This is a genomic window from Prevotella sp. ne3005, from assembly GCF_900110085.1.
Classification (GTDB): domain Bacteria; phylum Bacteroidota; class Bacteroidia; order Bacteroidales; family Bacteroidaceae; genus Prevotella.
In genome coordinates this window covers 48,619-74,439 of record NZ_FOCK01000012.1, presented here as the reverse complement: position 1 = coordinate 74,439, position 25,821 = coordinate 48,619, and the positions used below count along the sequence as shown (strand labels likewise).

At 49.5% G+C, this 25,821-nt stretch carries 16 protein-coding genes; 12 read left to right on the top strand and 4 right to left on the bottom strand.

Translation table 11 applies throughout. The annotated features are described in order from the left end of the window. Positions 1-15: 15 nt before the first annotated feature. Both tssD and BMY16_RS14445 read right to left on the bottom strand, forming a co-directional pair. Positions 16-408 carry a type VI secretion system tube protein TssD gene (gene tssD / locus BMY16_RS14450; protein ID WP_139207236.1) on the bottom strand — a complete coding sequence of 131 codons (393 nt, stop codon included), beginning with the start codon at positions 406-408 and terminating at the stop codon, positions 16-18. A 388-nt stretch (positions 409-796) separates the two neighbouring features. After that, positions 797-1,696 carry a diaminopimelate dehydrogenase gene (locus BMY16_RS14445; protein ID WP_091843913.1) on the bottom strand — a complete coding sequence of 300 codons (900 nt, stop codon included), beginning with the start codon at positions 1,694-1,696 and terminating at the stop codon, positions 797-799. A 200-nt stretch (positions 1,697-1,896) separates the two neighbouring features. Between BMY16_RS14445 and ruvA the strand changes: the two genes are divergently transcribed. The 3 genes from ruvA to BMY16_RS14430 all read left to right on the top strand — a co-directional run bounded on the left by ruvA (position 1,897) and on the right by BMY16_RS14430 (position 11,271). After that, a complete protein-coding gene (gene ruvA, locus BMY16_RS14440) occupies positions 1,897-2,499 on the top strand; it encodes a Holliday junction branch migration protein RuvA (protein WP_091843912.1) in 603 nt (200 codons plus the stop codon). Between the two features lie 52 nt (positions 2,500-2,551). Next, positions 2,552-9,820, top strand: a complete 7,269-nt coding sequence (sprA, locus tag BMY16_RS14435; protein WP_091843910.1) for a T9SS outer membrane translocon Sov/SprA — start codon at positions 2,552-2,554, stop codon at positions 9,818-9,820. A 116-nt stretch (positions 9,821-9,936) separates the two neighbouring features. Next, entirely contained in the window at positions 9,937-11,271 is a 1,335-nt protein-coding gene (locus tag BMY16_RS14430; RefSeq protein WP_091843909.1) for an inositol-3-phosphate synthase, read from the top strand. Positions 11,272-11,277: 6 nt separating this feature from the next. Here BMY16_RS14430 and BMY16_RS14425 read toward each other — a convergent pair whose 3' ends face one another. Continuing rightward, positions 11,278-12,372, bottom strand: coding sequence for a helix-turn-helix domain-containing protein (locus BMY16_RS14425; protein WP_091843907.1), 1,095 nt, complete (start codon positions 12,370-12,372; stop codon positions 11,278-11,280). A 230-nt stretch (positions 12,373-12,602) separates the two neighbouring features. Between BMY16_RS14425 and BMY16_RS14420 the strand changes: the two genes are divergently transcribed. From BMY16_RS14420 to BMY16_RS14380, 8 genes are all read left to right on the top strand, one after another. After that, the gene (locus BMY16_RS14420) at positions 12,603-14,240 is read left to right on the top strand and encodes an amidohydrolase (RefSeq protein WP_091843905.1); all 1,638 of its coding nucleotides are present in this window, start codon (positions 12,603-12,605) and stop codon (positions 14,238-14,240) included. 237 nt (positions 14,241-14,477) lie between these two features. After that, positions 14,478-16,205 (top strand): hypothetical protein, encoded by a 1,728-nt coding sequence (locus BMY16_RS14415; RefSeq protein WP_139207249.1) that lies wholly within the window; start codon positions 14,478-14,480, stop codon positions 16,203-16,205. Positions 16,206-17,358: 1,153 nt separating this feature from the next. Then, positions 17,359-18,201 (top strand): hypothetical protein, encoded by an 843-nt coding sequence (locus BMY16_RS14405; protein ID WP_139207248.1) that lies wholly within the window; start codon positions 17,359-17,361, stop codon positions 18,199-18,201. A 77-nt stretch (positions 18,202-18,278) separates the two neighbouring features. Beyond that, complete coding sequence (locus BMY16_RS14400) at positions 18,279-18,686, top strand: STAS domain-containing protein (RefSeq protein WP_091843898.1); 408 nt, start codon at positions 18,279-18,281, stop codon at positions 18,684-18,686. A gap of 23 nt (positions 18,687-18,709) precedes the next feature. Beyond that, complete coding sequence (locus BMY16_RS14395; protein ID WP_091843896.1) at positions 18,710-19,108, top strand: ATP-binding protein; 399 nt, start codon at positions 18,710-18,712, stop codon at positions 19,106-19,108. A 45-nt stretch (positions 19,109-19,153) separates the two neighbouring features. Further along, entirely contained in the window at positions 19,154-19,711 is a 558-nt protein-coding gene (locus BMY16_RS14390; protein WP_091843894.1) for a hypothetical protein, read from the top strand. A 112-nt stretch (positions 19,712-19,823) separates the two neighbouring features. Next, positions 19,824-21,041, top strand: coding sequence for a PI-PLC domain-containing protein (locus BMY16_RS14385; protein ID WP_139207247.1), 1,218 nt, complete (start codon positions 19,824-19,826; stop codon positions 21,039-21,041). Between the two features lie 15 nt (positions 21,042-21,056). Next, on the top strand, positions 21,057-21,896 hold the full coding sequence (locus tag BMY16_RS14380) for a hypothetical protein (protein WP_139207246.1): 840 nt from the start codon (positions 21,057-21,059) through the stop codon (positions 21,894-21,896). Positions 21,897-21,904: 8 nt separating this feature from the next. Here BMY16_RS14380 and BMY16_RS14375 read toward each other — a convergent pair whose 3' ends face one another. Beyond that, positions 21,905-23,548, bottom strand: coding sequence for a DUF6377 domain-containing protein (locus BMY16_RS14375; protein WP_091843888.1), 1,644 nt, complete (start codon positions 23,546-23,548; stop codon positions 21,905-21,907). 257 nt (positions 23,549-23,805) lie between these two features. Here BMY16_RS14375 and BMY16_RS14370 point away from each other — a divergent pair, with 257 nt between their 5' ends. Beyond that, positions 23,806-25,803 (top strand): glycoside hydrolase family 97 protein, encoded by a 1,998-nt coding sequence (locus BMY16_RS14370; protein WP_091843886.1) that lies wholly within the window; start codon positions 23,806-23,808, stop codon positions 25,801-25,803. The last annotated feature ends 18 nt before the right edge of the window (positions 25,804-25,821 follow it).

Sequence of the window (25,821 nt, the reverse complement as noted above, 5' to 3'; positions counted from 1 at the left end):
ACCTTTTACTTTAGGTTATGCCCAATCGTTCTCGTACTTCACGTTGCCGAACTCGATGGCCTTACAGGTGATCTCGATCTCCTCGAAGTGACCCATCTTGTCCTCCCACTTCTCTTCGAAGTTGATGCAGTAGCCGTTGGTGAACTTGATGCTCTTCATCTCCTTGTTGGTCTTGGTCTCCAAGAACTTGATCTCACCGTTCTTCGGGAGGCTGCGCTCTGTCATCCAAGCGAGCAGGTCGGGGGTGCCGTCGTTGAGGGCCTTCACGCGAACCCTGATCTTACCGCCGCGGGGGATACCTGCCATCTGTCCTTCTACGTCTGTTGCCTGATTGAACTCGTAAGTTACCATCAGTACTTCTCTCTCTTTGTAACCGTCAACGGTCATTGAAACTGGAGTCTTTGCCATAATTTGTTTCCTTTCTTTAATTTTAAATTGTTAAACTTATTATTTTTACTTTTTACTATTTTACTTTTTACTGTCGTTCAGAACTTGTTTTGTCTGATTGACGATGCAAGGACAGTGCAAACCGAAGGCAGAAAGCTCGCTTTATGCTGAGGTGCAGCCTGTTCTCGCCGTTGAATCTTGAATTCGATGGCAAAGATACGACGAAAATATGCCTCATTCCAAGTTTTTTCTTCAAATTCTCTTATGAAGCATGCGACACACGCCTCCTATTGCGACAAAGGCGGGAAATGCCCGCAAAATCTGTCGCAAAAGTCGGGAAAAAGACAGAAAAGAAAACAATTAATCCCCACCGATTGGCAGGGATTAATGTGTTGGGTAGGAGTATTCTTTAAACTAAGTGTTCAATGAGATCGGCACGATCGCCGGGGAGCATGTCGATGACAGGAATCTCGACCATGGTGTAGCAGCCTGGCTGCAAGCGCATAGAGGCACGGGCTACATTAACCAACACCTGACCAGTGAGGGCAGGGTTGTTGATGCTCATGTTAAACTCCAGACGCTGGTTCTGGGTCTTTCCGCTGACACCCTTGCGCACGAGGTTCACACCGTGACCCATGTCACGCACATCATCGACGCTGGCTACTTGGAACACGTGGGTCTCGTCGTTGGCGAAGTAGGGATCTGCCTTGATGGCAGCAGTCACCTCGTCGAGCTTGGCACCCTCTTCGAGCTCAACGTACACCATACGGCGATGGATACCTTCACCGAGGGGGATGGTCATGGAAAGCGCGTTCTTTACGCCAGCCTTTGAGCGCACGCAGACGCTGTGGCCCATCGACATTCCTGGACCGAAGTTGGTATAGCTGAGGCCCTTGGGGGCGAGGCTCTGCATGAGAGTGCGTACGATAGAGTCAGACCCCGGATCCCAACCAGCAGCGATAACGCTGACGGTATTGGTCTCCTGGTTGAGCTTCATCAGACGCTCACGGTAGCCGCGGATATTGGTGTGGATGTCGAACGAGTCGACGGTGTTGATGCCGAGGGGAAGGATCTGATTGGCATATTCCTCACAGCTACGCGTGGGGGTAGCCAGAATGGCGACGTCGACGTCCTTCAGGTCGCGGATATCCTTGACGACCTCATACTGTGCGAGTTCTGCAGGCTTGTTTTCTGCGCCATTGCGGCGTACGATACCAGCCACCTCCATGTCGGGAGCGGTCTCTAATGCTTCGAGGGCATACTTTCCGATGTTGCCGTAACCTACGACGGCTGCTCTGATTTTCTTCATATTACTATGTCTTTTTTCGGTTGATTTCCAACATTGCGGTTGCAAAAGTAATGCTTTTTGCTGAATCACGTATCTTTTTGACCGAAAAAATATCTAAAAACTATCATTTTGTGACAATTTGCAAGTTATCAGGGACAAAATACAATAAAATGTCAGCCTAAGCGTTTTATGAATGTATATATACAAACAAAATGTAAGTTATGATAGAATACATCAAGGGTGAGCTGACCGAGCTGACCCCCGCATTGGCAACCATCGAGGCGGCAGGTATCGGTTATGGGCTGAACATCTCGTTGAACACGTTCAGTGCCATTCAGGGAAAGAAAGAGGTGAAACTCTATGTTTATGAGGCCATTAGGGAGGATGCCCATGTGCTCTTTGGTTTCGTAAACAAGAAAGAGCGTGAGATGTTCCTGCTTTTGATAACTGTGAACGGGGTAGGGGCAAACACGGCTCGGATGATGTTGTCGGGCATGAGTGTGCCTGAGTTGTGTAACGCCATCTCTACGGGTAATGCAAGGCTGATACAGAGTGTGAAGGGCATTGGTAAGATGACAGCCCAGCGTATCATCGTGGATTTACGGGAAAAAATTGTGTCACTAGGCATTGCCGAAGAGATACCGAGTGGTGGCCAGATGGCGGCGCCAGTGAATAATCAGGTGAAGGACGAGGCTGTATCGGCCCTGACCATGTTGGGCTTTGCCCCGGCACCTTCACAGAAGGTGGTGCTTCAGATTCTTCAGGATCAGCCTGATGCTCCTGTGGAAACAGTGGTAAAGCTGGCTCTTAAGATGATCAAGTAACATTTGGGACTGGGGGTGGCCTGAACAAGTGAAGAGGTTTCCTGGGATAATTATGGCCTTGTTGTTCGCATGCGCGTGTGCGCAAGCGCAACAAGATTCGCTGAGGGCACGTTGGCGCATTCAGCCCACGGCTCCCATCTTGGTGAATGACCTCGACTCGAGTGCCCTCGACCTGCGGATGCCAGATAATATCCGTCAGACGGTGGAGTACGATGATTCGGCCAATGTGTATTACATAGGCTCGAAGCTGGGCGACTCTTACCTGAATGCCCCCATTCTGATGACTCCCAAGGAGTATCAGAAGTGGACGGAACAGCGAGCGATGAGGCGATTCTTCAGGAAGAAGGACACGGAAAACGTGAAAAACGACGGAAAAAGTAAGTTTGACTTTATGGATATGCACTTCGACCTGGGACCGGCAGAGAAGATCTTCGGTCCCGGTGGTGTACGTATCAAAACCCAGGGAACGGCAGAGTTGAAAGTGGGTGCGAACATCAAGAAGATCGATAACCCCTCACTGCCTGTGCGAAACAGGAAAACCACAGCCTTTGACTTCGACGAGAAGATCAACCTGAACGTGAACGGTAAGGTGGGCGATAAGTTAAACATGAACTTGAACTACAATACCGACGCCACCTTCGACTTCGATACACAGAACCTGAAACTGAAATACGAGGGCAAGGAAGACGAGATCATCAAACTCGTTGAAGCGGGAAACGTGACGTTCCCCTCGAACAACTCGCTCGTCAAAGGCGCCAGCAGCCTCTTTGGTCTCAGAACCGACATGCAGTTCGGCAGGCTTAAACTCCAGACAGTGCTCTCGCAGAAGAAGTCGTCGACTAAAACCGTCTCCTCGAAGGGTGGCACACAGACCACCGCATTTGAGTTCGACGTGGCCGACTACGAGGAAAACCGCCACTTCTTCCTCTCCCATTATTTCCGTGACCATTACGATCAGGCCATGTCGACTCTGCCGAACCTGACCACTGGCATCGAGATTCGCCGTGTGGAGATCTGGGTGACCAATAAGACCGCTACGACCTCGAATACCCGAAACATCATCGCCCTGACCGACCTGGGTGAGAACGCAACCATCAGCAATCCCATCTGGGGTGCCACGGGACAGGCTGTGCCTGGCAATGGCGCCAATGATGAGTATGGCAGGCTGACCACTTCGTATGCCGAGGCCCGCGATATCGATAAGACAACCAGTGTGCTGGGAACCATCAAAGACTTTGAGGACGGTAAGGACTATGAGAAGCTGGCGAGTGCCAGACTGCTGACATCGACGGAGTATACCGTGAACAAGGCCTTGGGCTATGTGTCGCTTCGGACGGGTCTGCAGACCGATCAAGTGTTGGCTGTAGCTTATGAGTTTACGGCAGGTGGCGTGACCTATCAAGTGGGTGAGTTTGCTGCCGACCTGACCGACACCAAGAGCGCCCTCTTCGTGAAATCGCTGAAGAACACGTCGAACAATCCCATGCAGGGTAACTGGAAGCTGATGATGAAGAATGTATATTACCTTGCCTCGACGGTGGAGAAGACAAAGTTCCGTCTTGACATCAAATACCAGAGCGATACGGCTGGCGTCTATCTGACCTATATCCCTGACCAGCGGGTCAAAAACCGTACGTTGCTGAAACTATTGGGCTGCGACCGTCTGGATGACAATGAGAAACCCCATCCCAACGGCTATTTCGACTATGTGAAGGGCTACACCGTGAGCGACGGTCGTGTGTTTCTTCCCTCGGCAGAGCCCTTCGGTGGTTATCTGAGGAAACAGCTGTTGAATAATGGCATCCCAGAGTCGGAGGCCGAGAAATACGTCTTCTCCGAACTATACGACTCGACCAAGACGGTGGCGAGACTCATCGCCGAGAAAGACAAATACCTGCTTGTGGGCCAATATAAGGGAACGTCGGCCAATGTGATTTCGTTGGGAGCCTACAATGTGCCACAGGGGTCTGTGGAGGTGACGGCGGGTGGTATGAAACTGACCGAGGGCTCTGACTATACTGTAGACTATTCGGCCGGTGAGGTGACCATCCTCAACCAGAGCATCATCGACGCCGGGACCAACGTGAGTGTGTCGCTGGAGTCGAACACGCAATACAGTATGCAGCGAAAGACGATGGTGGGCGTGAACTGGGAGTACGACTTCTCGAAAAGCTTCCAGATTGGCGGTACGCTGATGCACCTCCACGAGCAGGCCCTCACCTCGAAGGTGACGATGGGTTCGGAGCCGTTGAGCAACACACTCTGGGGCTTGAGCGTAAACTGGAAACAGGAGAGTCAATGGCTCACTTCGATGCTCAACAAGATACCCTTCCTCCACGTGAAGGAGCCGAGCCGCATTTCCTTTACTGGAGAATTTGCCCAGTTGATAGGCGGTACGGCAGGTGGCACTCAGGACAATGCCTCGTATATCGACGATTTCGAAGATACGAAGACCTACCTCAGTGTGAAGGAGCCGAAGCAGTGGACCCTCTCGAGTGTACCCACGATGTTCCCTGAGAGTAGCGATAAGACGAGCATAGGCAGTGGCACGAACCGAGCCTTGCTGGCCTGGTATTGCATTGACCCTATTCTCACCAGCCGTAACTCCACGCTCACACCCTCGCACATCAAGAGCGACCTCGAACAATTGTCGAACCACTATGTGCGTGAGGTCTATGTGAAAGAGCTTTATCCCAACCGCGGCCAGACCACCTATAATGGTGCTACGGCTCCTCTCGACGTGCTCAACCTTGCCTACTATCCCGAGGAGCGCGGACCCTATAACCTGACTCGTGACTTTGCTCCTGACGGAAAGCTGCAACAGCCCGAGACGAAGTGGGGTGGTATGATGCGTCGTCTCGACACCAATGACTTTGAACAGGCCAACATCGAGTATATCGAGTTCTGGCTGCTTGATCCCTTCATCTACACCCGTCAGGAAGGTACGGCCAGTGAGTATAGTGGCGACCTCTACTTCAACCTTGGCGAGGTGTCGGAGGACATCCTCCACGATGGTAAGAAATTCTATGAGAGTGGCATGCCCGTCGACGGGAGCGAGTCGTTTACCACAACCCAGTGGGGTAAGATTCCCGTGCAGACCACCCAGACCTATGCCTTTGCCACCACCTCGGGTTCTCGCCGGTTGCAGGATGTGGGATTCAATGGCCTGAATGATGAGGAAGAACAGGCATATGGCGCCTATCGTGACTGGCTCAACGCCGTGAGTGGGCTTATTGTCAACGACAGCATCCGCCAGGCCTGGCAGAACGACCCAGCCGGTGACGACTACCACTACTTCCGTGGCCGTGACTTCGACGAAGAGCGGAAAAGTATCCTCGACCGCTATAAGCGCATCAACAACCCTCAGGGTAACTCGCCCGATACAGACCAGCAGACGGAATCCTACGATACCAGCTATAAGAGCGGCCCCGATGTGGAAGACATTAACCAGGACTATACCCTCAACGAGTATGAACGTTACTACCAGTACCATGTGCGTATCTCGCCCGAGGTTTTCGATGCCTACCGTAACGGGACACCACCTGTCGACTGTTTCATTACCGACATGCGTACCAGCAGCGTGAAACTGCGTAATGGTGAGACCGAGGATGTCAACTGGTATCAGTTCCGTATTCCCCTGACGGAGTATGAGGGGAAGGAGGGAAGCATCAACGACTTTACCAGCATCCGATTCATGCGTATGTTCCTGACGGGCTTCCAGAAACCCATCGTGTTGCGCTTTGGGTCGCTCGACCTGGTACGTGGCGAATGGCGACTCTACAAGCAAAGCCTGGGTACCTCAGTGGGCGAGGGTGGCGTGATGGAGGTGAGTGCCGTCAACATCGAGGAGAATAACGACAAGACGCCCGTGAACTACGTACTGCCACCGGGCATCAGTCGGGCCACCGACCCTTCACAGCCCCAGCTCGTGGAGAACAACGAACAGGCCCTGAACATGGTAGTGAAGGATCTGCAGCAACAGGAGTCGAAGGCCGTCTATCGTAACATGAACATGGACCTCCGCCAATACAAACACATGCAGATGTTTGTACATGCCAACCACCTTGTTCCCGATGCCACTGGTCTGAAAGACGGACAGCTGGCTGTCTTCATCCGTCTGGGTAGTGACTATAAGAACAACTACTACGAATATATGATCCCGCTGGAACTGACGCCTGACCGTAGTGACTACAGCAAATACGCCACTGCAGACAGGAAGATGGTGTGGCCGGAATCCAACATGCTGTATGTCAACCTCAACGTCTTTACCCGTGTGAAGAAAGCGCGTAATCAGGCCAAGGCCTCGGGCATCGCCTCGTATACGCAACTCTTCTCCTCTTCCGATCCGGATGTTCCGGCCAACACAGTGAGCGTGATGGGTAACCCCACGCTGGGCGAGGTGAAGGTGATGATGATAGGTGTGCGTAACATCTCCAACGAGGTAAAGTCGGGAGAGGTTTGGGTCAACGAGCTGCGACTGCTTGACACCAACAACGACGGTGGATGGGCTGCTTCGGGAACGATGAACGTACAGCTCTCCGACTTCGGTATGGTTAACCTTAGGGGCCGTTATGTCAGCGACGGCTTCGGTGGCCTCGAAGAGGGCGTCATGCAACGCTCTACCGACACACAGAAGGAATACTCCGTCACCACCTCGCTCGAACTAGGCAAGTTCTTCCCTGACAAGGCGAAGGTGAGCATCCCGCTCTACTACTCCGTGACGAAGGAAGAGACACGCCCCCGTTATAATCCCCTCGACTCCGACATGCGTCTGAGTGATGCCCTCGATGCCGCTGCCGACCGCCATGAGCGCGACAGTATAGAGTCGATAGCTGTCACGAAGACAAAGAACACCAACTTCTCGCTATCCAACGTGCGCTGGGGCTTGAAGACCAAGCGCCATCCCATGCCCTACGATCCGGCCAACTTCTCGTTCTCCTACAGTCACTCCCATCGTAATACCTCAGGCGAGACCACTGTCTACGACCGTGAGGACCAGTGGCGCGGGGCTTTCAACTATAGCTACTCGCCCGTGTATAAAACGTGGGAGCCCTTCAAACGGCTCAAGGGAAAGTCGAAGTGGCTCAACTTCCCCAAGTCGCTGGGCTTCAACTATCTGCCACAAAGCATTGCCTTCAACAGTGAGATGACGCGCCACTACCGTGAACTCCAAGAGCGCGACTTGGATAACCTGGAGAGTCAGAAGTTGCCACTCGTCTTCTCCGAACAGTTCCTTTGGAACCGTGACTTCTCCCTCAGGTGGGACTTCACCAAGAATCTGCACTTCAACTTCCAGAGTGCTACCCGTGCTGAGATCGAGGAACCCTATACACCCATCAACAAAGAACTCTACCCCGACCGCTATAGTGCGTGGAAAGACTCTGTGAAACAGAGCATCCGCAACCTCGGCACCCCGCTCGACTACCAGCAACAGGTCACCGCCTCGTATCAGTTGCCGCTGAACAAGTTGCCCATCCTCGACTGGGTCAATGCCGATGCCTCATATAATGCCCACTACGGTTGGGTGCGCGGTACCCAGCTCGACGACGGCACCAGCCTCGGCAATACCGTCAGCAGCAACCGTAGCCTGAACATCAACGGCTCGTTCAACCTAGAGACGCTCTATAACCACTCTCCCTTCCTCAAGAAGGTTAACGAACGCTTTAATAAGAGGAATAATCCTAGGATTCCTAAGACTCCTAGGAACCCTAAGGGTCCTGGCAACCCCGAAGAAAAACTTCTGCCCAAGAACAAGAACGCCTACCAACGGGAGGTCACCCTCAGGCTCGACAGCACCATCACCGTAGCCCATAATAAAGGCTCCAAACGGCTCATCGTCTCTGCCCGTACCAAGGACGGTAAACCCTACGATCTGAAGTACAAGGTGATTGATCCCAATAAGATCCTCATCAAGAACCGCGACACCGTACAGCTGAAGCTCAGCATCACCGCCAAGCCCTCTGTCGAGAAGGAGTGGTGGTATGAGCCAGCCCAGAGTGTAGCCCGTGTGCTGATGATGGTGCGCAGTGTCAATATCAGTTTCCGTTCGCAGTACACCATGCACCTGCCCGGCTTCCTGCCTAATGTTGGGGATATGTTCGGCCAGCGTACGGGTAGTGTCATGGCACCGGGTCTCGACTTCGCCTTCGGTGTAATGGGTGATGGTTATATCGACAAGGCGATGGACAACCACTGGCTGCTGATGAACGACAGTGTGGCCACGGCGGCTACCATCAACAGCAACAAAGACCTGCAGATAAAGGCGGTGCTCGAACCGATACGCGATCTGAAGATCGATCTCAACGCCTCGCGTACCGACAACCGTTCGCAGAGCATCCAGTATATGTATGAGGGCAGGCCCACCACCTACAGCGGTTCGTTTAATATGACCACCATCTCCCTGCGAGGTGCCCTTGCCGGTATGGGCAATGCCAACAACGGCTACCGCTCGTCGGCCTTCGAACACTTCCTCAGTGTGTTACCCTCGTTCCAGGAACGTGTCGGCAATCCCTATTCAGCCGAAGCCCTCGTGCCTGCCTTCCTCTCGGCCTATACCACGGGAGCCGGTAAATCGCTCGACATCTTCCCCGCCATCACCCGTATGTTGCCCAACTGGAGCATCCGCTACAGTGGACTCTCGCGCCTGCCCGGCATCTCCGACTACCTGAAGAGCCTGAACCTCAATCATGCCTATAAGAGCATCTACAGCGTGGGCAGCTACACCTTGCCCAGCATCCCCACCGTCAGTATCAACGAGTCGTTCTCGCCCTTGCTCGGTGTCGATGCCACCTTCCAGAACAACCTCACTGCGAAAGTGGAATACCGCACCACCCGCACCATCAACCTCTCGATGACCAGCATCCAACTCAATGAGGCCCTGAGTCGTGACTGGGTGGTAGGACTGGGTTACAAGATTCAGGACTTCAACCTTTTTGGTGCCAAGGGAAACCGCGTAGTGAAAAAAGCCCAGAATCCCAGGTCGAAGGCCGCACAGAAGAATGCCGATGCCTCGAAAGCTGCCTCGTCGTCGAAATCCACCCCGTCGAAATCCGGTGTCAACCACGACCTGAACCTGCGACTCGACATCTCCTTGAGAAAGCAGGCTGCCATCACCCGCGACATTGCCACGGGCGTCTCCTCGGCCTCGAGTGGCAACACCGCCTTCAAGCTCTCCTTCATGGCCGATTACACCCTCTCACGCCTCCTCACCCTGACTGCTTACTACGATCAGCAGACCAACACCCCGCTGCTCTCTGCATCGAGTTATCCTACCACCACCTACGATTTTGGCCTCTCTATGAAGTTCTCCTTGACCCGATAATCATAGGAAAATATAAATATTTGATGGAAATATATCGACTTTACAGAAATATTTGTATCTTTGCACCCGACTAAATGGAATCATCATAAATTCAAATCATAATTTTGTAACTAGACATGGAACAGAAACAGAACAGTGTAAAACCTGCACAGGGTAAACTGGGAATTCTTGTCGTCGGCAACGGCGCAGTGGCAACAACATTCATGACGGGTGTGCTGATGACCCGCAAGGGCCTTACTAAGCCTGTTGGCTCGATGACCCAATACGACAAGATCCGTGTGGGCAAGGGAGCCGACAAACAGTATCTCCACTACAAGGATATCGTGCCCATGGCCGACCTGAACGACATCGTCTTTGGCTGCTGGGATGTCTATCCCCAGAATGCCTATCAGGCAGCCATGTATGCCGAGGTGCTCAAAGAGAAGGACATCGAGCCCGTTCGTGACGAACTGGAGAAGATTGTGCCCATGAAGGCCGCCTTCGACAAGAACTACGCCAAGCGCCTCGAGGGTGACAACGTGAAGCAGGGCTTGAGCCGTTGGCAGATGGTGGAGGCATTGCGCGAGGATATCCGTAGCTTCAAGGCTGCGAACGGTTGCGAGCGCATCGTGGTGCTCTGGGCTGCCTCGACAGAAATCTACGTCCCCGTCGACGAGCAGGTGCATTATAAGCTCTCCGACCTCGAAGCTGCAATGAAGGCCGACGACCGTGAGCACATCGCTCCCTCAATGTGTTACGCCTATGCAGCCCTGACGGAAGGCGCCCCGTTCATCATGGGTGCCCCCAATACCACCGTCGACATCCCGGCTATGTGGGAACTGGCCGAGAAGACCAAGATGCCGATTGCCGGTAAGGACTTTAAGACCGGTCAGACGCTCGTCAAGTCAGGTTTCTCTCCCATCATCGGTACCCGTTGTCTGGGACTCAGCGGTTGGTTCTCTACCAACATCCTCGGCAACCGCGACGGTCTGGTGCTCGATGAGCCTGCCAACTTCCGCACCAAGGAAGTGTCGAAGCTCTCCACGCTCGAGACCATCCTCAAGCCCGACTGGCAGCCCGACCTCTATGGTCATGGTAACGACGAAGACACCCAGTATTATCATAAGGTACGTATCAACTACTATCCCCCGCGTAATGATAATAAGGAGGGTTGGGATAATATTGATATCTTCGGATGGATGGGCTACCCCATGCAGATCAAGATCAATTTCCTCTGCCGTGATAGTATCCTCGCAGCCCCGTTGTGCCTCGACCTCTGCCTGCTGAGTGACCTTGCTGCCCGTGCTGGCCGTTACGGCACCCAGCGCTTCCTCTCGTTCTTCCTCAAGTCGCCCATGCACGACTATACTCAGGGCGAGGAGGCTGTCAACAACCTCTACCAGCAGTACACCATGCTCAAGAACGCCATTCGCGAGATGGGCGGCTATGAGCCCGATGAGGAAATAGACTAAGGGATATTATGATGCATTTTCCATTTCGCGCATCCAATTTGTTACCGTCTGTCCCGTGCGCTGCTTGAAGGCGAGGCTAAAAGTGCTGTAGCTCCGGTAACCACTGTCTTTGGCAAGCTGCTGTGCAGTGATAGTCTTCTGGGCAGCGACAGCCTCGCGGTAGATATTCATGAAGTGGTTGATGCGGAGTTCGTTGATATAAACGTTATAGGTGATACCCTGACTGGAGAAATACTGGCTGAGATAGGTGCGGTTGGTTCCAATAGCCAAGGCCAGCTGGGAACTGGTCAGGTCGTGCTGCAGGTAAAGCTGAGTGCCCACGCAGTGCTCTGCCAATAGTTGTTCGATGCTGGAGGGGGGTGGCAATGGCAGTTGTGCCTGCTGCTCCAGTTGTTCCACGGGGATGACCTCCAGCTGCGGAAGCGTCTCTACTCGCCACGTCAGGAGGCCGATAAACGCAAGGGCGATGAACTGTACGATGTAGCTGATGGTCATATTACTCCCATCAAATCCATAAATGATAATCATCATCAAAATGACGGTGACCAGCACATGGCTGAGCCACACCTCCTTATGCTCCAAGTCGGCATAATTGTCACGCAGCCAGCGCCCATATTGCCTCACGGCAAATGCCATATAAATCGTAAAGGCCACATAGGCCATCAGGATGAATACAATGGCGATGTTCAGAAAATGATTATCGGAAGAGACTGTATTCAGTCCCATAAGTACTGCGTATGGAATAGTGGCAGTGACGATGGGCCAGACAGGGCGCTTGCGGTCTTGGAGCATGGCAAACAGCGTACCTGGGATGGTGATCAGCAGCCCCACACAGTCGAGCAAAGAAACCAGCATGAAACCCACAGAATGGATGTTACCGGAAAAGATGTAGAACAGATACCACCAGATATGGCCCATGAAAAAGACGGCGAAGAGTGCTGCAGCCCAATAGCGCAGGCGAAGTGGCGGTGTTACGTCGGCTGCGAAGGCATTGCCTTTGCGCAGGCAGAGGTAGATGCTGGCAATAAGAGATGCCACTCCTACTCCGCCATAGAGCATGGTAAACAGTATTAATTCGGTAGGTATATGATCGAGAAACATTGCTTTTGTTTTTATTTAATTGTATCTTCTTGACGGTGCAAAGATACAAAATAGCGAGCGAAATTCCAAATTTCTAACCCACGGACTTTCAAAATAAACAAAAATAGTCTCAAAATAAACAAAAATTGCATGATTTTGTGTTCAAGGCATTGTTATTTGGGAGAATTGCTTATCTTTGCAAACAGATATTAGCTTTTTGCACAAGTAGTCTCATTAATAAAAAACATAAAATGAAACAAGCTATTATTCTCGGCAACATCATCACAATGGATGAAAAGCGGCCCTTTGCCAAGGCTGCATTAGTGAAGAACGGCGTGTTTGCCTATATCGGCAGCGCAGAGGAAGCAAAAAAACTTGCTGGTGCAGACGCTAAGGTGCTGGATTACGGTGAGAACTACGTCTATCCCGGATTCCTTGAGTCGCACAGTCACGGCCATCTGGCAGGCGACCGCTTTATCGGACAGGCCAGCCTGGGGCAGGTGGGTTTGACCGACTATGCCAAATACCGCGAGATCATTAAGGAGTTTATTGCCAAGAACCCGCAGCGCGAGTTCTATTTAGCATCAGGATGGGTGGAGAATGATGAATACGTCACCAAGGCCTATCTGGATGACATCTGTGCAGACAAGCCATTGTTTATGCATACCGGCGGTGGACATTCCATGTTGCTCAACACCAAGGCACTTGAGTGGGCCGGCATCGATGCAGCCTACGCTAAGAAATACGGTTATGAACAGGTACACGTTGACGAGAACGGCGAGCCAGACGGATACGTTTGTGAAGCTCCCGTATTCGAAATCGTACCCAAACTTCCCACTACATTGGAGGATGCCAAAAACTATCTGCTCGCTTGGCAGGATTTCGCTCTCAGCAGCGGCTTTACCGCTGTCGCTGATGCTGGTGCTGAGGTAGTCTATCACGAATCGCCCAAGGCATACCATGAACTGGAGAAGGAAGGCAAACTGAAGATGCGTACCTACGCTTACATGTATGTCACCGATAATATTGCCGATCCGAAGGCAGAGATTGCCCGCATTGCCGCACAGCGTGCTGAGCTGAGTGGTGAGTACTTCCATATCGTTGGTGCCAAGGCGTTCCTCGACGGTGTGACCGAAGCCCACACAGCCTGGCAAAACCAGGATTACCTCGACCAGCCTGGCTATCACGGTGTTGAGCGCTTCAACGACCACGATAAGATGGTTCAACTGATTGTCGAAGCCGACAAGGAGGGCATGTCTGTCCATGTACACTCCGAGGGTGGTGGTGCTACCCACTTCATGCTTGACTGTATTGAGGATGCCGAGAAGATTACTGGGGACCTTGACCAGCGCAATGTGCTGGCGCATCTGCACTTCGTCACCGATGAGGATATCCGCCGTATGGGAGCAACAGGCTCCATACCAGCTGTTCCCCCCCTGTGGACTGCGAAAATTCCTGGAGGTCCTTACGAACAGGAAGTTTCCTACGTTGGCAAGGAACTAACAGATCAGGCCTATCCCATCAAGTCGTTCTACGATGCAGGCGCTAACGTGGTATTCCATTCCGACTTCCCTGTCTCCCCGATGATGAATGTCAAATATAGCATTTACATGGCCGAGAAGCGCAATACTCCAAAAGAAATGTTGGGCGGTATATGCCAACCGCGTAATGTCAAAGAAGCCATCACTCGTGAACAGTCGTTGCGCGCCATGACCATCAACGTGGCTCGTCAGTGGCATCAGGAGCATCGCATGGGTTCCATCGAGTTCGGTAAGATTGCCAACATGGCGGTGTTCGACTGCGACTTCCTGCACGACGACATCGAGAAGGTTGCCCAGGCCAACATCGTAGCCACCATCGTGGATGGTGAAGAAGTGTATAAAGCGTAAGCTTCTTCGCCCACAGAGTCTAACATTATTATTATAACTAAACAAATATTAATTATGAGTATTAACAAAATCTATCAGTTTCTTGTTGCCGCCATTCTTCTTTGTGGCACAATGACCAGTATTACTTCTTGTAAAGACGACGATGATAAAGGTCCAGATTATGAAGAAACATATGAAGGTCCGGATGTTCCTGAAAAGCAGGTTGACCCTAGTGAGTTTCAGTCAATTGACGTCAATGTGGCTATATTAGGCAATCTGAGTGTCGTGGCTGATTTGTATGCAGTAGAATACTGGTTCAAGACTGTGACAAATCAGGTAACTGACGAAACACAGGTGGTGATTGTCAATGAGATTACCGAATCCAACAAGGCTGATATCGCCAAAGTGCTGGGTCGTTTCGGTTTGCTGCTGCTTATAGAACCCACAGAAGAGAATGTGAAAAAGTATGCCGAAGACATGGGCTTCCCTTCCAATGCCGATTTTAAGAATTTGGAGTTGCTGGCACTCTCAGGGTTCGGTGATCAGTTCCTCAGTTACAAGCAAGAAGATACAGAAGGTACATCTACCGATCCAGCTCCCTCATCAATCTCGGTGAAGGACATTTGGGAGGTTTGCCCCAAGGAGTATATGGAAATAGAGGCCTTTGCCAAGTGGACTGAGCAGGTAGAAAACAAATATACCGAATATCAGAAATATCTCGCAGGACTTAATGGACGCTCATCAACCAGGGGAGCAACCAGAGGGACCAATGGAAATGTCGCTAATATGATAAATCTGCTTAACTTCCCAGCTGTTGACTTATGTATCCACATGCCAGATTCAAAACGTTATGAAGGTTATATATATGATTTGTACAAAGATAACCAAGATGACTGTCCTTACGACGTAACGTGTAATTACAAAATCATACCGATATATGACTACCAGAGTGAGGCAGACTACTACATTGTACAAACATCGATGAACTGGAATTGCAAAAACACCTGTAAAGGCTATGTGGTATTCGATAATGGAGCGAGACGCGATCGTCGCAGCTACCTCTTCTTCCCATGTGAAGGTACGTTCTATACCACGCCTACAGTTACCAATTCTGGCTATTCAGTGATGATGACAGTAAATGGAGACCTTCATCCCGAAAATATTCCATTCGATAAGGATGTGCACAATTCTCGCTCATTCAGTCTCGAAGGCAACGTTTCGGCTGGTGCGAAGGGCTCGGCTGGTTTGAAGGGCTTTGAAGCAGAGGGCAATGTTGATGCCAACCTTGGCTTTGGTGCCGAGTGGTCGAAGGATGAGTATTTCAATATAAAATCAATCGAAGTTGACAAATATGTATCAGGAGCTAGTGTCGGTCATAGGATTTATGTGCCAGGAGGTGAAGACGGCTATCGTCCACGCATGGTCAACGTAGCGCTTGACAAAGGTATTGAAGTTCCTAATGGTAGATCGTACAGTACGACGCTCTCTACAGGCGAGAGTTGGATATGGAAGGTTAGCGGAACCAAGGTTAACACTGGTGATGCAGCTATCAAAATAAAACTGACAGCCGAAACCAAGGTGAGCTGGTCAAGCTATATGATTACAGGAGCCGAGTGGCGTGTTAAGGAGTACGATCATAAGATGGTGTCAGGCGAATTTCACATTCTTCCTCCTAACCGTGTAGATGTAGGCTTCTTGAAGATAAACGCCACCACGAAGGAAGGTGGTGAAGGACTTAACATCTTTGGAATCAAGATTACTGACGTGAATGGAAATATAGTTGTTCTTGATAAGGATAATGTGACTACTAGTTATGGTGAAACTTATAATTTGGGTCTGCTGGCAAATAAAAACTATGATATTGAGTTGAACATGGGTACGAATTTGTCTACCGCAAAGACCTATATACTTAGGAATAGACGTGTAGGAGGTCATTCTGATCCAGTCCAGAATCTCGATACCGACAAATTTTTCTCAATAAAGTAATTATCTTCCCACATAGAACAGAGGGACTGCTCTATAGACAAATCGGTGGAACAGGTCATTGATATCAACTATCAGGGCCTGTTCCTCATTGTAAGGGGCATCGTACTTTGGAGCCTTCAAACTCTCAAAATAAACAATAATAGTCTCTTTGCAGATCATAGAGGTCTGTTACAAAGTCGATAAGTTTTTTCTAATTTTCTAAAACAGCCTACATGCCTACATAAATAAGCTATAACAACTTGACTAATAATAGGATAGCAAAAAAGCAGCCTACATAAAGCCTACATGAAGCCTACATGTAGCCTACATGTAGCCTACATGAAAACGGGGTTTTATGAGCAAAAGAACGTCTTTTTATGTTCAAAAGATGTTCTTTTAGAACACGAAAGACTATCTTCTGTCATGCAAAAGACTATCTTTTGTCATACGAAAGACTACCTTCCGTCATGCTTTAGACTATCTAAAGTGCTGCGAAGGATAGTCTAAAGGTCAAGGGATGTTACGGATGACTCTTCAATTCTCTAGAGAATTGGAGACTTTAGTCCGTCCAAACTCCCAGAAAGTACGTCACAAACCTCCCAATTCTCTAGAGAATTGAAAAGTCTACTCCCTGTATGCTCCAACTCATCAACCTATATATGCTCACTTTGGCCTATCTAAACATCCAATCTGCACCCGTATTTGGCACAAAAAGCCCGTTTTTATGTCGAATGAATGTCGAATTATGTCGAATGAATGTCGAATTATGTCGAATGAATGTCGAATTATGTCGAATGAATGTCGAATGAATGTCGGATGAATAATAGTTGGAAAGAATATAAATGCCTTAATATCAGATAAATACAAAGGCTACTATGTCGAATGTCATTTGTTTTTATGATTTCACGAGTTATTATCGTCAAAATTCGTCGAGTGGTGTCGTCGAGGGCTGCGACGGTAAGAGTCAAATTTCCAGAGTGCGCTCGTTTCTTCTTGCTCATGAAGTGTCTGTTCATAGCCCACGGAGTCTCAAAATAAACAAAAACGGTTTCAAAATAAACAAAAAATGAATCTTTTTGTGTTCTGTGCATTGTTATTTGGGAAAATTGATTATCTTTGCAAACAGATATTTACTTTTTGATTAGAAACTAAAATTATTATTATAACTAACGAAATGAAAACAATAAAGAGATTCCTGTGTGGCGCGATGCTTTTGATGGTGACCGTCATTGGTGGCAGTTGCCTGACCTCATGTAATAGTGATGACAATAATGCTAAGTCGGAAATGACACTTGAGGACGCCCTGAAGAATGAGACCATTGTGGCTCTGACTTTTAATGTGAACGGCGAGGACTACTATGTGGCCTTCGTCAGGGTGGGCGACACCTACGAATTGCTGGACTATGACAAGGTGGCGTGGACGCGTGGTGACGAGCCGGCCATCTCGGAGAAGAACTGCGACTTCTCGATGGAGCACGACAAGGCCAACAACCTGCTGAAGTTCTACGTGAATGAGAAGAAGACCTCCAAACTCATATTCGCCGCTATCTTCAACATCAAGGAGAGTACCATGGAGGTGATACCTGGCGACTCGGATATCAAGGTGACGGGCCTGAAGATGAAGGTGTCTAACGTAGAGATTACCAAACTGTTGAAGGACGTTTCGGGAGAAGTAACCCTGGCCGATGCACTCGTGAAGGGCGCCAAGGTGGAGGTGGCCTATTACTGGGGTGGAAGCAAAGAACCAACCCTCTTCACTTTCATCAACGAAGGTGGAACATTCTCTTGCAAGATCACTGGCAACAGTCCAGATACCTTCGAAAGGGGTAGTCTGAGGTCGGAGGGCAACTTACTCCGTTTCAGTGCTATCAACTATGATTTTTATAGCTCCCTCGAGATCGACTTCAATACAGTGACTAACTCCTACAAGTTCTTCACGGTCTTTCATGACAATTACGACTCCTTCAAAATCAGCGTGAACGGCACCGACATCACGTCGAAACTGACCAAGGAGTAAAACAGAAACTTGATTATCTTTGCAAACAGATATTTGCTTTTTGCGTGGAAATTAAAATTATTATATAGCTAATCAATATGAATGATTATAAAGTTACTTTGAATGGTAAGACTCTGATTATCGAGCTCGGTAGGGCTCTTAATACTGCTAATGCGCCGGCCTTGCAGGAAGAACTCACCAAGTATGTGGGACAAGACATCGAGAAGGTCTATTTCGATGCCTCGGAGCTGTTGACACTTTCCAGTAGTGGTCTTAGGGTGGTTTATTACGCCAAGCTAAGGTTGGGCAACAAACCCGAAATAGCATTCGTGAATTGTGCCAAGGAGATTTATTCTGTACTGAAGATGATTGGCCTGGCTCCTTCTATTAAGTTTCTGAAGGCAGAGAATCGGAGGACTTTACACAGCCAGTCGACCTTCGACGATTTTGCTGCTCATAACGATGTGGTGTGCTACTCCATGAAATTGGGAGAATGCGAGGATTGACGAACGTGTATTGAGGTAAGGCCATGACCCGATTGCATTTTCAACCAATTCAGGGCAAGACGCCCGACATCATTGATGCCATCCTTCAGGCAGAAGAGGTGGCGTCGGTGGGTGAATTCTGGAATGTGCTCAATGTGGTGGCCGAAGAGCTTGTGGTGAATGTCGTCAGCTATTCCCATTCCGACTACCTCGATGTGGACATCATACGCGATGAGAAGAGTATCACACTGCGTTTCCACGATGGTGGCGTGCCGTTTAATCCGCTTAAGAAGGATCCTCCTGATTTCTCGATACCGTTTGAGGAACGTGAAATCGGCGGGCTTGGAATCTTCATGGTTAAAGAGTATATGGATACCGTGGACTACGAATATACAGGGGGAGAGAATATACTGACAGTCATGAAATTAATTGAAACCAAATAACTATGTCATATCTGAAAAAGTATTAACACATAAAACGAATGGCTTATGGAAACAAGATTCAAGAAACGTGCCAAGATCTTTGACATTGTCATAACCTCAGTGGCAGCAATCCTTTCGGTGGGCATGATGCTCTATGGCGTGTTTTATTTCGGGCTGAGCGAATCATGGCCCGAACTGACTCTCAACATGTTCTATATCGCTTGTCTTGTGATGATCGGGATGTATTTCTTCAACTACCGTATCACCACCGACCAATTCAACTACTGGTGTTCTATCTCAGTTGGTATTACGGTGCTGCTACGCGATATCCTCTTTGCGCCACCCTTGGCTTTCTACGCACTCCATCTGTTGTGTCTTGCCCTCTCGGTGCTGTTGCTCTGTACGCTCACCTATTTCTATGCACGCAAGAAATGGAAGAGTTACTCCAAAAGCGACCTCTGGATGATTTTCATCATCGATGCGCTCATTGCCATACTCTACAACATCGCCATCTATCTTGAGCCCATCGACGAGTACACCAACTATCTGCTTACGGAAATCTGGATTCGTCCCACTATCACCTATGGACTGGTGGCTTGTTTTGTAACCGAAGTTGGTAAATAAACATTGCCGCACCCACATCTGGCGCCAGGTATGACTGCATTTATAACCGTACAAAGCGTCCCGCCCTCAGATCCGTAACTTTATGTATAACATTAATATAATTATAAGATTTATGAAAAGAAAACTAATGTATGTAACGATGGCCATAGCGGCCATGACTGCACTGAACAGTTGCAGTGAAGATGGCTTTGAGAAAGCCTATGATGAGAAGACCTCACTCGACTCACCGTACCTCTTCTCTGAAGGCTATCAGGACACGATCGTCGTTTCCTACGATTTGCCTACGCCGGCTACCGACTGGCTGGGTATGGTGAAGGATGATACAAAGGTGTGTAAGTTGAGCATCCCCGGCACTCATGACACCATGACCGGCATGGGATTCTATCAGCCCGGGCTGAAGTACATCTTCAATATGACGGCCATCAGTCAGGTATCCACACTTGAGGAGCAGATGAACAGCGGTTTGCGTTTCTTCGACATCCGTCCTGTGGTGAGCACCGACACCATTGCCAAGAAGAAGATTCTGCGCCTGACGCACGGCATCAGCGAACTCGACGTTACTTTCGAGCAGACTATCGACTGGCTGCAAGCCTACCTGAAGGCCCATCCGTCAGAGTTCTTCATCGCCAAGCTGCAGTTCGACAACGGTTTTGAGGATCAGAAAGACTTGTTCTCCCTGCTCAGCAATGTATTGCATATGCCGAAGTACCAGGGACTGTTTATCGAGAACTGGCGTCCGGACATCACCGTGGGTGAGATGCGTGGCAAGATACTGTGGCTGAGTCGCTTTGACTTGCGTCCGTATAACGCAGCCTTCCATTACCCCATCGTGTATTGCAATTGGCCCGACGAGGATCCCGACATTAAGGAGGATCTTGATCTCGAGGCCCAGCGTAGCTGTGCCATGTATAACATGAACGATACCACGATAAAGGCAACGCTCTATAAGCAGGACTACTACAAGACCACTACCGAGAAGCGGATGAAGAACAAGCAGAAGACGGTTATCGACATGATGCACAGTGCCCGAGAGGTGACTGCCAAAGACGATAACATCTGGATTGTGAACCACTGTTCGGCCTATACCGAGGTGTCACCACGTGGATACATTACCAATGCCGCCAACCTGCACCCGTTGGTCATTGAAGACCTGCAGAAAAACGAGGGTACCGTGGGCATCATACCGATGGACATGGCCTGCCACGACTATGTACACTGTATCATCAATGGTGGTACGCCCTACACCAGCGACTATCTGTACGGATTCCATCCGTTGAGCCTGTCGCTCACCAACCTACTTATCAAGTCGAACAAATCATACTTCAAATAAAATATGACAAAGGATATGAAACACTATATAGACAAACTCATCATTCTCTTAGCGGTTATGTTTGCGGCAACTGGGTCTAAGGCTCAGAATGTGGACAAATTACATGCTCAGGACGGCCTGTTCAACCACCTTTCGGTGGGTCTGAACACTGGATTTGCAGGCTCTGGTGTTGACGTGGTGATGCCTGTCCACAAGTTAGTGACGGTCAGGGCTGGCATTGCCGGATGGAATATTGGCGACATTAAGTTCAACGCCATCAACACCGCCGCGGAAATCAATCAGATGCAGATGGTGGAGGATGATGCCGTCAAGCGCTCACAGATGGTGGATAAGGTGGAACTGGCCATCAAGCCAAATTTCTGGAACTTTTATGTCCTGGGCGAGATACATCCCTTCAGGAACCAGCCTTTCTACTTCTCGGCAGGTCTGTTCATCGGCAGTCAGAACTTCGTCCACTTTCAAAACACCAACGAGAATGCCCTGGGCTTCCTCTATGATGCCAATCAGAAATTACAGGACTACAACAACGTCTTCCGTACGAACTATCCGCCCATCGGACTGAAGTTCGGCGACTATGTGTTCACTGCCGACGAGGATGGTAACATCGACGTACGCATGAAGACCAATGCCGTGAAGCCCTATCTTGGTATAGGTCTCGGCCAGCATCTTGCCAAAACCCATCGCGTCAGTCTGGCTGTCGATTTGGGCCTTTTGTTCTGGGGGACGCCGAAATTCCTGCTTGACAGCGGAACAGAGATCGAGTCGACAGGCAAGAGCTCCGGTCTCCTCGGCACACTGTCATGGTTGAAGGCATGGCCCAACCTGCAGATACGAGTAGCTTACAAGATTTTTTAGGATATTATCTAATATGTTTCTATTCTCCGGATATCGTCTTCGAAAGTAGATTTAGACTTTGCCCTCGACTTGAGTTTTGAGCGGTAGGTGTAGATCGTGGTGATACTTGAGCGGAGAATATCGGCAATCTTCTGATTGTCTGTGATGTTCAGACGAATAAGTGCGAGGATGCGGAGTTCGGTGGTGAGCTTGCCACCCTCTTCGTGTACCTCAAACTTATTGTCGTCTGTCAACAGTTGGTTGACTTCGGAGATAAAGGTGGGATAGATGTTCAGGAAGGCAGTGTCGAAGTTCTGGTGGAACAGATGTATGCTCTCGTTGAGTGGCTTCTGACTTTTCAGTTCGGTATACAGGAGCTCTAGCTTTCGGTCGCGTGCCAACCGGTTCAGCACTTTCGAACGCTCCTCGTTCTTAATAATTAGATTACTGCTCAGTTCCAGGAAACGTCCGATATACTCGTCTTTAATACGATTACTCTCCTTCATCTGGTTGTTCATGCGCTCTATCTCCTCGTTATGGAGCGACAGTTCAGCGTTCATCTTGCTAATCTTGATATTTGCCTGATGTCGCTTTTTGATGAGCGATAGGGTATAGATGACGGTGCCTATCAACAACAGCGTGATAAGCGACAGAACTATCAATAGCAGATTGGTGCGATGTTGGGCCAGGGCACGCTCCATGTCATAGGCTTGTGTAATCAGTGGTGAGATGCGGGCAGCCTGCATACTGCGCAGTCGGCTGCCGTATTGTCGGGCGTCGTTGCTGGCACAGAGCAGGTATTCATAAGCCTTCTTGAAGTCACCTCGGTCGAGCAATATGATGGACAATCGGCGGAGGGAATTGTTTTCAAGGATAGCTCCTTTCATATCGCTGATGGCACTCAGTAGGAAGTAGCGCTCCTGAAGCTGGGACTCGCCTTTCTTCGAATAAAAATAAGCCAGTGTGCTGGTAACGATACTATAGCGTCGTTCTCCCTGCTTCAGATTCCTCATATAGGCCTCAAGCATCCTGATGGCCCCGTCGTTATCACCTTTTTCACTGATATAGGTGGCCTGATTGAAGATATAGTCGTACGAATCCTTGGGGGCTATCTGCAGGATGAGCTGCCGATAGTATTGTGAGCTATCGGTATATTCCTGGAAATAGGGTGTGTATTCAGCCATTTCCGAACGGTAAAGGTTCAGTTCGCCGCGCTGGTTGTAGTATTCCACCTTGCACTCTGTGCTCAGTTGGCTGATGTCTATCTGATCGAGCATACGGTCGGCCTTATCGAATAGCCCGGATACTGCCAGGATATGGGCCATGCGTATCAGGCTACCTGCTGCCATGTTGGGATTGTCCAGCGATTGCTGAACATCCACATTCTTTTTAATATAACAGAGAGCCGAGTCGAAGTTAAAGGCCAGATACTCATCATACAGTTTGTTGTTCAGGCTAAACTGCTGCTCAGGTGTGAGCATGAGGTTGTTTATGCCATCCGTAATCACCTGTATGCGGCTTTTCTTCTGGGCAATGATTTCCGACTGGTGCTCAATCAGACTGTCGAGCGTTTGATACAGGATGCCTAGTTCTTCTGCACGTTGGCTAGCCATTGTCAATGCCGGGGCCATGACAATGAACATGTTTAGTAATATGTGTCGATGTTTCATCATAAGAGTTAATTATTGAGGGCAAAGTTAAGAAATTAATCTGATATCTCCAAATTCCAGATACGTGAAAACTGCTTTTTCGGGCTCTTTTGGGCTTGCAATCGTTTTGATTTATAGAGAGTCTTTAAATTGTAAAATACTGATTATCAAGTAACTGCGTTTTGCATGATTTTGATTTTTGCTTGAGCTGCTTGATAATTCTTGATTTAGTCTCTACCTTTGCAGCCGAAATCTTGAAATAATAAAAATCTGTTTTCGATATGAATAAGTTAGGATTAAGTTTGGTAATATTTGTTAGTAGTTGTTCCACTGCTGTCAGCAGCGCGAAAGATGTTTTGGTTAGTTCACCTGATGGTGCCGTGACGGTTACTGTCGGCGTGAAGAATAGTCAACCTTATTATACCATGAATTACCATTCTAAGATCATAGTTCCGCCCTCACACCTCGGATTCCAAGTCGACAGTAGTTATATCGGCAACCACGTGAAGATGGTTGGTAAGCATTATGCTACGAATGACGAGACTTGGGTCCAGGTTTGGGGTGAGGACGAGCAGGTACGTAACCATTACAACGAACTGACGGTTGACTTTCAAGAGCAAACTGGAGAAAAAAGGAAGATGAACGTTCAGTTCCGTGTGTTTAACGACGGTATAGGCTTCCGTTATATTTTACCAGAAAGAAATAAAGGTGAAAGGTATTGTGTTCAGGAGGAATTGACCGAGATCGCCTTGGCGCATGATGCCAAGGCCTGGTCGATTCCGAGTAACCACACCGAGTACTTTGAAGGTATCTATACTTGCGATCTCCTTAGCAAGAAAGATACGGTATGTACGCCCCTCACCATTGAATACGAGGACTCGCTGTTCCTGGCCATCCATGAGGCGGCCCTGAAAGACTATGCGAGCATTAACCTGACGCCGCGTACAGTAGAAAAAGGCATCAAACTCCTGACAACACTGACGCCCTGGCAGAGTGGGGTAAAAGTGTACGTCGAAGGAGAGCTGAAGACGCCTTGGCGCACGATTACCATCGGCAAGACTGCTGGTGAACTGATGACTTCGCGTCTGATGCTGAACCTGAATGAACCAACACAAATAGAAGATACGTCATGGATAGAGCCAGGCCGTTATATTGGCATCTGGTGGAGTATCCACAAGAAGCAGAATACCTGGGAGATGGGTCCTCATCACGGTGCTACCACAGAGAATGTGAAGCGCTACATCGACTTTGCTGCCCGTCACGGCTTCAGTGGTGTGCTGGCCGAAGGCTGGAACCCAGGCTGGGGACAGGGTGAGCAGGTAACCTACCTGAAGAGCTATCCCGATTTCGACATCAATGAAGTATGCCGTTATGCCCGGCAGAAAGGTGTGCGCTTCATTGGCCACATGGAGTCGTGGGGACGCGCCAGTCTGATAGAGCAGGAGATGGATGAGGCTTTCGCTTGGTATCAGAAGTTAGGTATCCGCGTGGTGAAGACCGGATACGTGGGGCATCTGATGGATGGTAAGGAACTGGCTAAGTCGCAGTACGGCATCCGTCACTATCGCAAGGTGATAGAAACGGCCGCGAAATATCAAATTATGATAGACAACCATGAGCCTGCCATGCCCACGGGTATTCAGCGCACATGGCCCAACCTGATGACCCAGGAGGGTGTACGTGGACAGGAGTATAACGCTTGGGACCGTCGCGGTGGCAATCCGCCTAGTCATACCGTGACACTGCCCTTTACACGTGGTCTGGCTGGACCTACCGATTTTACACCGGCAATCTTTAATTTCTCGGAGATTGTACCCGGTACCCATCCACACTCTACACTGGCCAAACAACTCGGAGAGTTTGTGGTAATCTATAGTCCACTGCAGATGGCTGCCGATGCCATCGAGAATTATGAGGGACAGCCGGCACTCTCGTTTATTGAGAGCTGCCCTACAACCTGGAGCAAGACTCTGGTACCCAATGGAGAGATTGGACAATATATCACCGTGGCCCGCAAGGAGCGCGGCGAGAGTGGCAGGTGGTTTATCGGTAGTATCACCAACGAAACCGCTCGCCAGATAGCGTTGCCGCTCAGTTTCCTCGATGCCGACACCTCTTATCGCGCCATCATCTATGAAGACGGTCCGCAGGCCGATTACGAGTCCAATCCCTATGTCATGACAATCCGTCAAATAGAGGTGAACAGTCGGAGCGTGTTGCAATTGAATCTGGCCCGGAGCGGTGGGGCTGCCGTTAGGATTGAGAAATTATCTTATTAAACTATTTTATAATTAAAA

What these genes read in the sequence shown, in the direction of transcription:
- tssD (WP_139207236.1), bottom strand. Translation starts at nt 408, where the DNA reads ATGGCAAAGACTCCAGTTTCAATGACCGTTGACGGTTACAAAGAGAGA.
- BMY16_RS14445 (WP_091843913.1), bottom strand. Translation starts at nt 1,696, where the DNA reads ATGAAGAAAATCAGAGCAGCCGTCGTAGGTTACGGCAACATCGGAAAG.
- ruvA (WP_091843912.1), top strand. Translation starts at nt 1,897, where the DNA reads ATGATAGAATACATCAAGGGTGAGCTGACCGAGCTGACCCCCGCATTG.
- sprA (WP_091843910.1), top strand. Translation starts at nt 2,552, where the DNA reads ATGGCCTTGTTGTTCGCATGCGCGTGTGCGCAAGCGCAACAAGATTCG.
- BMY16_RS14430 (WP_091843909.1), top strand. Translation starts at nt 9,937, where the DNA reads ATGGAACAGAAACAGAACAGTGTAAAACCTGCACAGGGTAAACTGGGA.
- BMY16_RS14425 (WP_091843907.1), bottom strand. Translation starts at nt 12,372, where the DNA reads ATGTTTCTCGATCATATACCTACCGAATTAATACTGTTTACCATGCTC.
- BMY16_RS14420 (WP_091843905.1), top strand. Translation starts at nt 12,603, where the DNA reads ATGAAACAAGCTATTATTCTCGGCAACATCATCACAATGGATGAAAAG.
- BMY16_RS14405 (WP_139207248.1), top strand. Translation starts at nt 17,359, where the DNA reads ATGAAAACAATAAAGAGATTCCTGTGTGGCGCGATGCTTTTGATGGTG.
- BMY16_RS14400 (WP_091843898.1), top strand. Translation starts at nt 18,279, where the DNA reads ATGAATGATTATAAAGTTACTTTGAATGGTAAGACTCTGATTATCGAG.
- BMY16_RS14395 (WP_091843896.1), top strand. Translation starts at nt 18,710, where the DNA reads ATGACCCGATTGCATTTTCAACCAATTCAGGGCAAGACGCCCGACATC.
- BMY16_RS14390 (WP_091843894.1), top strand. Translation starts at nt 19,154, where the DNA reads ATGGAAACAAGATTCAAGAAACGTGCCAAGATCTTTGACATTGTCATA.
- BMY16_RS14385 (WP_139207247.1), top strand. Translation starts at nt 19,824, where the DNA reads ATGAAAAGAAAACTAATGTATGTAACGATGGCCATAGCGGCCATGACT.
- BMY16_RS14380 (WP_139207246.1), top strand. Translation starts at nt 21,057, where the DNA reads ATGAAACACTATATAGACAAACTCATCATTCTCTTAGCGGTTATGTTT.
- BMY16_RS14375 (WP_091843888.1), bottom strand. Translation starts at nt 23,548, where the DNA reads ATGATGAAACATCGACACATATTACTAAACATGTTCATTGTCATGGCC.
- BMY16_RS14370 (WP_091843886.1), top strand. Translation starts at nt 23,806, where the DNA reads ATGAATAAGTTAGGATTAAGTTTGGTAATATTTGTTAGTAGTTGTTCC.